This is a genomic window from Sporosarcina sp. CAU 1771, assembly GCF_054482775.1.
This window is the reverse complement of sequence record NZ_JBTLRN010000006.1, coordinates 93,634-105,517: the sequence shown is the minus strand read 5'-3', so window position 1 is coordinate 105,517 and position 11,884 is coordinate 93,634. Positions and strand designations below refer to the sequence as shown.

The window sequence follows — 11,884 nt, the reverse complement described above, 5'->3', positions numbered from 1 at the left end:
ATTTATCCATATACAAAGAAAACCGGTTGCTTCTTGTACTTCTACAAGAGCAACCGGTTTTTTCATTCTACATTTTCGACGATAGTTTCTTCTGCATCTAAAGTGCCTTCAACTACTTCAGAATCATTATCCCCATTATCCCCAACTAAACTTGCAAGTACATGGACGCGTAAAATGATTCCTTGAACAACATTGTTATCATTTACAACAACAACTGGAAATTTAGTTTCTAGCACCATTGGAATAATGCTATCAACGTATTCATCTGGTTTTACAATGTTAACATCAGTTTGCAATACATCTTCTATTTTAAGCTTGTTCTTAATACCTTCTACTGCTTGATCTATCGTTACATAACCTTTAAACTGACGGTTTCTATCCGTAACGAATACACTTGATAAACCATTTTCACGCATAACCTTAATTGCCATATTAAGTCCGTCTTTCATTGAAACCAAACCATGTGGACGAATCATAATATGCTCAGCTTGCAACACTTTTGAACGATCGATATCTCGAATAAATTCAGATATATATTCATTCGCTGGTTGCTCTAGAATCTCCTCTGGAGTACCAACCTGCTCTACTTTTCCATCTTTCATAACTGCAACTCGGTCACCAATTTTGAATGCCTCGTTTACATCGTGTGTAATGAAGATAATTGTTTTCTGAAGTCGATTTTGAATATCAATCAATTCTAATTGCATTTCTCTTCGAATTAATGGGTCAAGTGCACTAAAAGGTTCATCCATAAGTAGAATATCAGGATCATTTGCAAGTGCGCGAGCAATACCGACACGTTGCTGCATTCCTCCCGATAGCTCATCCGGATACTTGTCTTCATAGCCTTTTAATCCTACTAGTTCAAGATTACGCTGTGCAATCTCTCTTCTCTCTTCTTTTGGAAGTTTTTTAATTTCCAAACCATATTCTATATTCCCAAGTATAGTTCGGTGACTAAACAAGCCGAAATGTTGGAATACCATTGCTATCTTCTTCTGTCTATATTCTTTTAATTGTTTAGGATTGTATTTTACAATGTCTTCTCCATCCACATAAATCGAACCTGATGATGGACGGTTAAGCATATTCAAGCAGCGAATTAGTGTTGATTTACCACTACCAGAAAGACCCATTATTACGAAGGTTTCACCTTCTAGGATTTCCATCGATGCATTATATACACCAACAGTATGACCTGTTTTCTTTAATATTTCTGATTTAGACTCTCCAGCCTCAACCATTTTCACAATTCTTTTTGGGCGTGGACCGAAGATTTTAGATATATTTTCAACTTTCATTTTTACTGTCATGATTCCGTCCTCCTTTGCTTCTGAAGACGTTCTGCAATTCCACCTGTGATACGGTCAATAATGATTGCTAAGAACACAATACTAATTCCGGCTTCAAATCCAACAGCAATATCAATTCGGTTAATTGCAAAGAGTACTCGTTCTCCGAGACCTTGTGCACCAACCATAGATCCGATAACTGCCATAGATAGAGCCATCATTGTTGTCTGGTTAACTCCCGCCATTATAGTTGGAAGCGCTTGTGGAAGCTGAACTTTTGTTAGCATTTGTCCTGTTGATGAACCGAATGATTGCGCAGATTCAACTACTTCTTTATCAACATTACGTATTGCAAGTTCAGTTAAACGCATTACTGGAGGTAATGCATAGATAACTGTTGCAATAACGGCTGGTACGTTACCTAATGGGAAAAAGAAGATAACTGGAATTAAATAAACAAAACTAGGCATTGTCTGCATTGCATCTAGTATTGGCCTTGTAATTACGGAAAATGTTTTATTAAATGCCATCAAAATCCCCAACGGAATACCTATTATTAAAGATAGAAGTACGGAGATTAAAACGATGGCAACAGTAATCATCGTTTCTGCCCATAAATCAAATGAGCCTATTAAAAATAGAAACGCTCCAAAAAGTATTCCTCCTGGTAAATTGGTAAAATACCATCCTAATAGAAAGATAAGAACAATGAATAGCCACCATGGAATTGCAAGTAAACCAGCTTCTAAACCTTTAATTGAAGCAGAAGCTATTACAAAAATAAAGTCAAAAAATGCATCGAAATTTGCTGCCAAGAACTCAACAAAACTTTGTACACTATCACCTATTGGAAATCGTATATCCGGAAATTCAAACATAAGCATCGGACTGTATAAAACAGTCACCTTCACACCCTTTATAATAAAGAGTTGGAGATATAAGTACAGTATATACTGAGCTTTTATCCCCAACAGTTTATTTAATTTATTATTTTACTTATTTAATGAAGCAAGTACTTTTTCAGCTATATCTTCTGGAACCCATGAAGTCCATAGATCTTCATGTTCTTTCATCCACCATGCAGCAGTTTCATCTGCATCTGTTTCATTTGCTTCCATATAATTTAACGCCTCTTCTGTTAACTTATTACTAGTTTCATAGTTTTCTAAAAATGCAGTTACATCTTCAGCCTGTGTTACGAAATCTTTGTGAACAGCTACAGTGACAAGGTCAGGGGCAAATTCTGTCCCACGGTTTTCATCCCAAGTTTCTTTGTCATAAGGATTATCAGCTAACATTGTTAAATCATATTTTGCAGTTACCCAAGTTGGAGACCAGTAGTAACCAACCCATGCTTCACCTTTTGTGTAAGCAGTAGCTAAAGAAGCTACAATTGCTGAATCTGATCCTGGAGCTAGATAATTGTAGTGCTCATCTAAACCATAAGTTTCAACTTTAATTCCTAAGTGTTCACTAACTGCCCAACTAGAAGGTGCTCCAACAATTCGTCCCATACTTCTTTCTTCAGGGTCTGGGAATAAATGAGCATACTTCTCTAAATCTTGAACTGTTTTCAGATCAGGAGCGATTGGTTCAATCCCTCTTTCTTTATCACCTTCAATTACATAAGTTGGTACAAAAAGTCCTTGTGCATTATCATCAAAGTTTGTCGATAAACTGATAACTGATCCATCTTCTACAGCATCGTAATATGGATCCCCTATTGTTTCCGTCCATGCTTCCATGTAGACGTTAATATCACCTTTTGCTAATCCTTGAAATGTTACCGGTGTAGAACCAGGCACTACTTCTGTTTCATAACCGTATCCTTCTTCAATAATCCGTTGTGCGATACTATTGTGTACTCGGATACTATCCCATCCAGCATCAGCAAATTTAATCACTTTAATGCTGTCTTTACTTGCCTCACTACTACATGCTGATAATACAATTAATAAAAAAGCTGCTACTACCATTGTCATCTTACGCATAAAAATCAATACCCCTTTTTTTCCATTAATAGTTATTGTCTTTAAAAAGAACAGTTTAACTACTATCCCCCTCGTGAATGAACTTTGTCAGACGAACAAAATTTTACATTCGATTGTTTTTATCATAACAAACTATAAACAGCAGAACAAATATTTTTCAGAGAACAAAAATTCGCATTATCCCGCTAAACCCAGTGATATCAGTCACTGACAGCAGATTTCCTTTTTTCAGTAAAGGGTACTTTATACCTAAAACATTTCACCTAATTACAAGAATTATCTTTACATTCCAGAATATCAGAATGAATCAAAAAATAGAAGCGCTTTCATATGTTATACTTAGTGAATAGATATTTATTTCAAGGAGGATAAACATGCAAAATTTATCGATTAAAGAGATTAAAAGCAAATTCTCAAACAAAGAATTATCACCGGTTGAATTAACTAAAGATCATCTACAGCGAATTGAAAATGCACAGGAATTGAATGCCTTTATTTCCGTAACCGCGGAGCTAGCTATTCAACAAGCAACAATTGCTGAGAAAAAGTATTTGTCAAACGATATTACGGGAATTTTAGAGGGTATCCCCATAAGCTATAAAGATAATTTATATACAAAAGGGATTCTTACAACAAGTGGGTCTAAAATCGATGAAGGATTCATTCCAACCGTAGATGCGGGTATTATACGTAGACTTCGTAAGGAAGGCGCCGTTTGCTTAGGAAAGGTTAATATGCATGAGTATGCATTTGGCATAACTTCAAATAACCCTTTTCATGGTGACGTTAAAAATCCTTGGAATACCATGTACACACCTGGTGGTTCAAGTGGTGGATCAGGCGTAGCAGTAGCGGCATCCCTTGGACTTGCATCTGTAGGTACAGATACTGCTGGCTCTATCCGTATACCAGCAGCTTCTACCGGAATCGTTGGGTTGAAGCCTACTCATGGGTTGATTGATGATTCAAATGTAAAACATATTTCTTGGACGCTTGATCATATTGGTCCACTTACTAAAAACATGGAAGATTTAGGGATGATGATGGATGCAATGACAGGAAGAAATTATTCTGGTGTACTTAGAGAGGACATTCGTGGTCTTCGTATCGGAGTTCCTAGCAATTATTTTAATGAGTTAATTAATAATGAAACTACAAAACTATATGAGCAAGCACTTCAAAACTTTGAACAAATGGGTGCTATACTCGTTCAAGTTGAAGTTCCGTTCTCTTCCGAAGACTTGGCATTGTCATTCAGTATTGGTATCGCTGAAGCGGGTTTCGTTCATGAACAATCCATTCTTTCCAACTTGGATTCATTTGGTTCTGACGTAAAAGCTTCACTTGAAGTTAGTCATTCGATTACCGCTTTGGATTATATTAAAGCTTTAAAAAGGAAAAATGAACTTTTTAATCAGTTTGAAACGTTATTTGAAACTATTGATGTGCTTGCCACACCAACTATGCCAGATACTGCCCAGCAGATCGGAAAAGAACAAATGACAATTAACGGAATTACGGATAGTACATTTAATTCAATGATTCGGATTCCAGCCGTCTTCAACTTAACGGGTCAACCTGCACTTTCTATTCCCTGCGGTATTGCTTCAAATGGATTACCCGTCGGACTTCAGCTTGCAAGTGCAGCAATGAATGAAGAAGTATTACTTCGAGCAGGATTTGCTTATGAACAAGGATTTCTTGGATCCTTTTATAAGGAACGAGAGAATAAAATGAATTTTATATAAGAACCAAAATAAAATCCTTCCCATAAACTAGGGAAGGATTTATTTTATAACATAATGAATTAAAGTCCTATTTCCTTTTCTAACTGTTTTAGAAAACCTACCATAAACACATGTCGTTCCTCTGCCAACCTTTTCCCTTCATTTGTTACCATTAATTCTTTTAATAATAATAACTTCTCGTGAAAATGAGTGACCGATGCCGTACCACGTGCACGATACTCTTCCTCACTCATTTTTGTACGTATTAATTCCTTTTCATCGTATAATTTTCTACCTTTGGCCCCACCAAACGCAAATGCTCGAGCAACTCCTATTGCTCCAATAGCATCTAACCGATCCGCGTCACGTAGGATTGCACCTTCAATAGATGTAAGTTGCTGCTCATTACCTCCACTGAATGAAACACTTTCAATGCAACGAACTACTTTATTTATTAGCATGTTAGAAGCACCAATTGACTTTAAAATCTCTACTACAGATGGAGTGTCTTTTGATTTGTATTTCGCATCTTCTACATCATGCAATAGGACAGCTAATCGAATCACATCTTCATCATACGTAAGTTCAGTTTTCATAATATCTTCTGCATTTTTCATTACTCGTTCGATATGAGCGAAATCATGACTAGCGTCGTAATTCGCATATATTTTATAGACTAAGCCTGTACACTCTTCAATAATTGACTTCACTTTATCACTTTCTTTCTTATTAGTAGTTTAGACATATCAGAAGATTCCGGCGAATCGTTGACGTTACATGTCGAATCATGTATAGTATAAAGTATCCACGTAAAGATGTGGGTGACATTGATTCTCTGAGGAGGAACAGACTATGTATCAAGGAAAAGTGAAATGGTTCAGCAACGAAAAAGGCTATGGTTTTATTGAAGCCGATGATGGTGAAGACATATTTGTTCACTTTACCGGTGTTGTAGGTGAAGGATTTAAGACACTTGATGAAGGTGAGTCCGTATCCTTTGAAATCATTGAAGGGAATCGTGGTCCTCAGGCGGCCAATGTCGTAAAAATTGAAATTGAATGATAATCAATTAATCCCGTGAGCATTATTGCCAACGGGATATTTTTTCGCTTTTTTTGACGCGCTGTTTTTTTAATAAAACAACCTTTAATCTCATAAATTACTAATGACCATTCCATAATATTCTCGCACAAAACATGAGCGTTGTATTCTTTTATAAGTAAGATTATACTCTAAGTAACAATAAAAGATATTGGTCAGATGGGGTGAACATATACATGATTGAATTATATGTAGATGGTGCAAGTGCAGGAAACCCAGGTAAAAGCGGGATTGGTATTTTTATTAAAGGTGAAGGGAATCATCTGAAAATTTCAGAACCCATTCAACCTACAAATAATCACACTGCCGAATTTATATCCTTATTACGAGGTCTTGAAGAAGTTGCTAAATTAACAACTGGTATCGTATCTGCACGTTCTGATTCACAAATTGTCGTTATGGCTGTAGAAAAGGAATATGTTAAAAGTGAAGATCAAAAAGAACTTCTTACAGAAATAATTAATATCATTCATACATTTGATTACTTTTTCATCAAATGGATTCCAACTTCGGAGAACCGTGCTGCAGATGCACTTGCAAAAGCAGCCCTCCATCAAAAGTAAACATTATTTGATAAACCATTCCCCTACCAACTTCTTCACGTGTCCGTTGCAGCTTTCATAAAAGTGACCGTGTTAGCCAAGCTATCATAGAGTACCCATTCCCTATCACTAATCACCGCACCAACATTTACGTAAGCTTGTCCGTCTTCTAGTAGATAAGGGACTCCAAATTCAATGTCCTGCTGAATAGTATTAATGCGTAACTCCGAACGATGACTATGTCCATAAAAAATTAATGGATCGTCTTCTACTCCAGTATCGATCAGAGACCAAGGGGTACCTTCCCACTTCCACTGATGTCCATGAATAACTTTCGCGTTCCCTATCTTCAATATTTCCGGTAACATTGCTATTTGGGAACGAAGAGCATCATTGCTCCTTGTAATGGAAACAATTCGTTCTTCCTGATTCCCTCTTATCGAAGAAAAATCTAACATTTCTAGAAAACCTTCAGGAATGATCATAACATCTTGAAGCTTTTCATATTTATAGTCTGTAATTTTCTTTTTACTTATCGTGCACTCGAATAAATCCCCTGTGCCAATGTGAACGGCAGTAGGAGATTTTTCATTAATGTGAGCAAGAACCTTTTCTAAGTCCTCTTTTGCAGAATGAATGTCGCCAAATAATGCATACTGCATTCTTGAAACCTCCTGGGGTTAGTCTTTTTCTACGATGGCACCTTCTTCTGAAATCCAGTCACTATAGCTCCCAACGTAAAGATGGAGATTTGAATAACCATAATGAGCAAGCATTGCATAAAGCGGTGCTGCTGTAACGCCGCTCCCACAATATACAGTTATCTCTTGAGAAGGATCTACTGTTTCTCCTAATTTCTCTTGAAAAGCTTCCCCCATTATAAATTGACCATCTTCTTTCAATTGTTCCCAATCAAAGTTTAATGCTCCTGGAATTCTACCTGCAATTGGATCAAGTGGTTCAACTTCTCCCCTATATCTTTCAGCTGCACGAGCATCAAGTAATAGACTCGATGTTTCATTTGCAACAGTCTTCTCAACAAATGATCGATCCACATAAATAGCTTCATCCCAAACTGGAGAAACAGATGTCCGTTCAGAGTTCGACACCTCAGAATCTACTGGTATGCCAGCATTCTTAATAGCTTCAAAACCTTCAAGAGCAATATAGGAATTAGTAAATCCTGCATATTGTAAAATCCACCAAGCCCTTGCAGCAAATGGGCTCCCACCATCGTCATAAACAATAATGTTGTCAGCAAGTGATAGTCCACTTTTTTGAAATAATTCAATTAAAGAATCCTTATCAGGCATAGGATGTCGTCCATTCTTTTTTTGCATATCCGATAAATCACGTTCAAGATGCCAATAGGTTGCTCCACTAACGTGGGCTTCCTCATACTTTTTTAATCCTAAATCTACATTTTGCAACGAAAATCGAGTGTCAATCCATTTATAATCATTTGGAGTAATATCATTTACTGAAACGAATACTTTATTCAATTAAATCAACCCCTCTTCTTGTAATTGAGCATAAATTGTTCGCCATTCTTCGATACTATCGTTATTACTTAGTAATGTTCTCTCGGTATCCAACTGGTTTAGACATTCATTTAAGAAATGTTGTCTAAGTCCCTCTGCTTCTTTATCAATCCAAAGATTCGCCCAATGCTCCAAACGCTCTTTTTGTTGGCCTAGATAAATTGCTGTATCTTCTTTTAGTCGTTCTTCTAGTCGATCTCTTAATAAGTCACGTTCACCTTTTTCAAAAAAGGATCGTTGATTTTTAAATAACTTATTTACGCTACTATATACTTGTGGGTTCGTAAATGGTGCATCAAAAGACAACATATCCGCATCTAAAGGTTCGTAGGGGGAAGGAGCTAATGAGCCGTCTTTTTCTTTCAAAGCAATCTGTTCTGACTTTTGACGTTCAACTAATTGTTTTTTCATGTAATTAAGCATTCGTAAATTCGTTACTTTTAATTCTTGAGTGACATCAAAACCAAGCATCCCAACTGCTTCGTCAAGTGCGTTTTTTAATGCCCGATCAGCAGATTGATTTAAAAACACGGATGGATTATATGACTCCTTGAAAAAGTCGCCAAATCGTAAAAATACTCTTTGCAGAATGTAATATACCAATTCGCTTACTTCATCGGACGCACCTTTTGTTAGCACTTCCGCAAAACTATATTCGTACTTCGTTCTAAGTTCAGCTTCAAGTTTCGTTAATTCCTCAAGTCTTTCACTTTTCCGTAATAAATTGGCTTCCGTCCTTGAAATTAATGAAGCTAAACGATCTGTCGCTTTTGTTGTTTCTTCCTCTAGGACTTGAACGGCCAATCCTTTTAAGTCATGTTCGAGGAAATGATGAAACTCTTCTTCAAATTTACTCATTAAAGGATCTTGTCGCCCCTCAACTTTTGAATGAAGTGCCTCCAAACTAGAAATTCCGTGTACTCTAGGGTACCTTATGCCAAATTTTTGTAACTCCTCGGCAACGAATGATTTGACAGCCTCTGCTTCCTCATCATTTGAAGCTAAATCAATCGCATTGACGATGAAAAACATTTTATCTAGCTCAAATGCATCCTTAACGCGTCCGAGTTGCACAAGAAACTCTCTATCTGCTCTCGCAAATGCGTGGTTATAGTACGTAACAAAAAGTATCGCATCAGCATTGCGGATGTAATCGAAGGCTACATCTGTATGACGCGCATTTATTGAATCAGCCCCTGGTGTATCTACTAACGTAATCCCTTTGCGCGTTAACTCGCAATCATAGAAAAAGTCAATGGATTCAACAAAGCAACTACGATTTTCTTCAGCTACAAATTTTATAAATTCTTCCCGTTCTACAGTAATAATAGTTCCTAGACTTTCTTTGTAAACGGGATACCCTTGTTGAAATGCACTAATGAAAGCTTTATGAATATGTAAGGATTCATCAACTAATTCTTGATTTAACGCTTCGCTGACCTTTGAATAGGCAAGTTCTAGCGAATCTAATGAAAAACCAAGTGCATTAAAAGAGCGAAGAACATCCTCCGTCATCCTTTCATGTGTTTTCAACAACACATCTGCGGTTCCACTTTGCTTTTCCTCTGAAACAGGACGGATTCTATTGATCGTCGCAGTTGTAGGATTCGGTGAAACCGGAAGTATGTTCTCACCAATTAATGCATTAGAAAATGAAGATTTACCAGCACTAAATGCTCCAAACAATGCAACAGTAAATTCTTGACCGTCCAATCTATCTCCTTTATTCTTTAAATATTCAGCAGTTTGAATAAATCCCGGAACATCTTGAATTATTTCCGCAACTCGAGCTGCCTTACCAGAAGTCTGAATCGTATCGTATACTACTGTTTCATTTTTTTCATTTTGATTTTCCAACTTTAAAATCGGAATTTCTTCAATCTCTTGCTCCGCATTATACTCCGTAATCTGAAGTGTATCTCTTTTCTTCCAGCTCGCAATTAATACGTCACGTCTTTCTAACTCTACTGAGGAAAGTGGATTGCTATTGCTTCTTAATGCATCTAAACGTTTTTCCACACTTTCTACTTGTGTAATCGCGTCAATTTTTTTATTTAGATTAGTTGTTTTACGTTCCAATAATTCATGATTTTCGGTCCCTGAATTAGTAGCAACTAGTGCCATCTCGTTTTTCCAGTCTTCAGTCAAACGGCGAAATGAAGTCTGAATAACTGTTTTTAATCGATCCGCTTGATTTAATATAGCATCTCCTGTTAATACGTCTGTTGCACTGAATTCTTTTTCTAAGGATTCGGTTGAAATGGAAAGATCCAGTGAATCGATTGCTAATGATCGTTCATCGGTTAAAATTCCAGCTTGTTTTAAAGCGTTTTTCATTAGTATTTTTAAATGCACTTCAATTTGAGCATGAACAAGTTCACTTAAATTATCAAAAAAGGCATCTTTTCTTCTACTTTTTTCTTCACTTGTTTTTTTAGCCCCAAAAATCAAACCAACTTTAAATCGAGAAGACAAGGATTCCAAATATAACTTTAATAACTCTCGTGTTTCATAAGGTGTTATTGCAGCATTTCTAAGTAGCTCATTTCTCTTTTCATCAAAATTATTAGCAAAACCATCACCATTTATAAGAGTGTGTAATTTTTTCAACTCTGAGACTTCTTTAATGAACTCGTTCTTCTTATTCCATTCATCATCTAAAACTATGTCATTTGCACTTTGTTTTCTTTCCTCTATTTCATCAGATAAGAACTTTTCGTGTTCGTCACGAAGTTTTCCGAGTGTTTGCTCAGCATTTTCTATAAAATGCTCCTGCCAATGCTCTATTGACCCGTCAACAATTGTCTTCACTTTTTCAAAGTCATTATTTGGCATGTCCAGTTCTCTTAACGACGTATAGAAAATACCTCGTGGTTCAACTCCCCACATTCGGAATGAATCTTCCACTGATTTTTTAAATGCGGTAAATGGCAGTTCGCTTTCTCTATGCTTGTCAATTTGATTAATGATTAAGTATACGTTTTGGTTATATCGCAATAATTCTTTTGTAAATCGAAAGTTCAATTCAGATTGAACATGATTGTAATCCATTGTATAGAAAACAAGATCTGCTAAGTGAAGTGCAGACTCTGTGGAAACTCGGTGGGCATCATCAGTTGAATCGACACCAGGTGTATCCATAACCGTTATTCCATCCGGAAGTGTAGATTCTTTATGTCCAATTTCTACTAATGAAACGGCAGCCCCATCCTTACTAAAGGACTTCACCGCAGCTGACAAACCCTGACCACCATACTTTACAGCAGTACCGTCAGTAGAATGAATAACACAATAATCTGTTTCACTTTTCCTAACTTTAACGATGTTTGCACTTGTTGGTATTGGACTCGAAGGCAATAAATCTCCACCTGTAAGGGCATTGATCATCGAAGATTTCCCAGCAGAGAAATGACCTGCGTAGCCTATCATATATTCTTCTGTAATTATTTTCTCTGCAAACAATTCTATTTTCTTATATCGTTCCTCATCACCATTTTCTTTGAAAACCTGTCCTAATGACGCTGTTTCTTCTAATAAATATGTAAGTTTGTTCGTAAACTCTGACATGAATAATTCTATCCCTTCATCAATTAAACTACTTCTATCATACCATTGTTCTTTAAAGTAAAGATTCACTAATTTGATTTTGTCGAAATTTGTTTCTTCGTGTCGCAATTCATGATATTATTG

10 protein-coding genes are annotated in these 11,884 nt (G+C 36.5%); 3 read left to right on the top strand and 7 right to left on the bottom strand.

Annotated elements, in window-relative coordinates:
* Window positions 1–62: 62 nt before the first annotated feature.
* From ACXYMX_RS07185 to ACXYMX_RS07175, 3 genes are all read right to left on the bottom strand, one after another.
* Window positions 63–1,313 (bottom strand): quaternary amine ABC transporter ATP-binding protein, encoded by a 1,251-nt coding sequence (locus ACXYMX_RS07185; RefSeq protein ID WP_459043562.1) that lies wholly within the window; start codon window positions 1,311–1,313, stop codon window positions 63–65.
* Window positions 1,310–2,197: an ABC transporter permease gene (locus ACXYMX_RS07180; RefSeq protein ID WP_459043561.1), complete on the bottom strand. Its 888-nt coding sequence runs from the start codon at window positions 2,195–2,197 to the stop codon at window positions 1,310–1,312. Before ACXYMX_RS07180 ends, ACXYMX_RS07185 begins: the two co-directional genes overlap by 4 nt.
* An 87-nt stretch (window positions 2,198–2,284) precedes the next feature.
* Window positions 2,285–3,283, bottom strand: coding sequence for an ABC transporter substrate-binding protein (locus ACXYMX_RS07175; RefSeq protein ID WP_459043560.1), 999 nt, complete (start codon window positions 3,281–3,283; stop codon window positions 2,285–2,287).
* A gap of 374 nt (window positions 3,284–3,657) precedes the next feature.
* Here ACXYMX_RS07175 and ACXYMX_RS07170 point away from each other — a divergent pair, with 374 nt between their 5' ends.
* Entirely contained in the window at window positions 3,658–5,031 is a 1,374-nt protein-coding gene (locus ACXYMX_RS07170) for an amidase (protein WP_459043559.1), read from the top strand.
* Window positions 5,032–5,090: 59 nt separating this feature from the next.
* On the opposite strand, the gene ACXYMX_RS07165 is transcribed toward ACXYMX_RS07170, so the two are convergent.
* Window positions 5,091–5,720 (bottom strand): HD domain-containing protein, encoded by a 630-nt coding sequence (locus ACXYMX_RS07165; RefSeq protein ID WP_459043558.1) that lies wholly within the window; start codon window positions 5,718–5,720, stop codon window positions 5,091–5,093.
* A gap of 142 nt (window positions 5,721–5,862) precedes the next feature.
* On the opposite strand from ACXYMX_RS07165, the gene ACXYMX_RS07160 reads away from it, so the two are divergent.
* Both ACXYMX_RS07160 and ACXYMX_RS07155 read left to right on the top strand, forming a co-directional pair.
* Window positions 5,863–6,072 (top strand): cold-shock protein, encoded by a 210-nt coding sequence (locus ACXYMX_RS07160; RefSeq protein ID WP_459043557.1) that lies wholly within the window; start codon window positions 5,863–5,865, stop codon window positions 6,070–6,072.
* A 215-nt stretch (window positions 6,073–6,287) separates the two neighbouring features.
* Window positions 6,288–6,674, top strand: coding sequence for a reverse transcriptase-like protein (locus ACXYMX_RS07155; RefSeq protein WP_459043556.1), 387 nt, complete (start codon window positions 6,288–6,290; stop codon window positions 6,672–6,674).
* A gap of 35 nt (window positions 6,675–6,709) precedes the next feature.
* Here the strand turns inward: ACXYMX_RS07155 and ACXYMX_RS07150 are convergent, their stop codons facing one another.
* Genes ACXYMX_RS07150 through ACXYMX_RS07140 form a run of 3 tightly spaced genes read right to left on the bottom strand, consistent with a single transcriptional unit; the run spans window position 6,710 to window position 11,761 of the window.
* The gene (locus tag ACXYMX_RS07150; protein ID WP_459043555.1) at window positions 6,710–7,315 is read right to left on the bottom strand and encodes a metallophosphoesterase family protein; all 606 of its coding nucleotides are present in this window, start codon (window positions 7,313–7,315) and stop codon (window positions 6,710–6,712) included.
* An 18-nt stretch (window positions 7,316–7,333) separates the two neighbouring features.
* Window positions 7,334–8,155 carry a sulfurtransferase gene (locus tag ACXYMX_RS07145; RefSeq protein WP_459043554.1) on the bottom strand — a complete coding sequence of 274 codons (822 nt, stop codon included), beginning with the start codon at window positions 8,153–8,155 and terminating at the stop codon, window positions 7,334–7,336.
* On the bottom strand, window positions 8,156–11,761 hold the full coding sequence (locus ACXYMX_RS07140; RefSeq protein ID WP_459043553.1) for a dynamin family protein: 3,606 nt from the start codon (window positions 11,759–11,761) through the stop codon (window positions 8,156–8,158).
* Between the last annotated feature and the right edge of the window lie 123 nt (window positions 11,762–11,884).

Bases quoted from the DNA above. Each gene is read 5' to 3' on its own strand.
- ACXYMX_RS07185 (WP_459043562.1), bottom strand. From the start codon at position 1,313: ATGACAGTAAAAATGAAAGTTGAAAATATATCTAAAATCTTCGGTCCA.
- ACXYMX_RS07140 (WP_459043553.1), bottom strand. From the start codon at position 11,761: ATGTCAGAGTTTACGAACAAACTTACATATTTATTAGAAGAAACAGCG.
- ACXYMX_RS07170 (WP_459043559.1), top strand. From the start codon at position 3,658: ATGCAAAATTTATCGATTAAAGAGATTAAAAGCAAATTCTCAAACAAA.
- ACXYMX_RS07150 (WP_459043555.1), bottom strand. From the start codon at position 7,315: ATGCAGTATGCATTATTTGGCGACATTCATTCTGCAAAAGAGGACTTA.
- ACXYMX_RS07160 (WP_459043557.1), top strand. From the start codon at position 5,863: ATGTATCAAGGAAAAGTGAAATGGTTCAGCAACGAAAAAGGCTATGGT.
- ACXYMX_RS07155 (WP_459043556.1), top strand. From the start codon at position 6,288: ATGATTGAATTATATGTAGATGGTGCAAGTGCAGGAAACCCAGGTAAA.
- ACXYMX_RS07175 (WP_459043560.1), bottom strand. From the start codon at position 3,283: ATGCGTAAGATGACAATGGTAGTAGCAGCTTTTTTATTAATTGTATTA.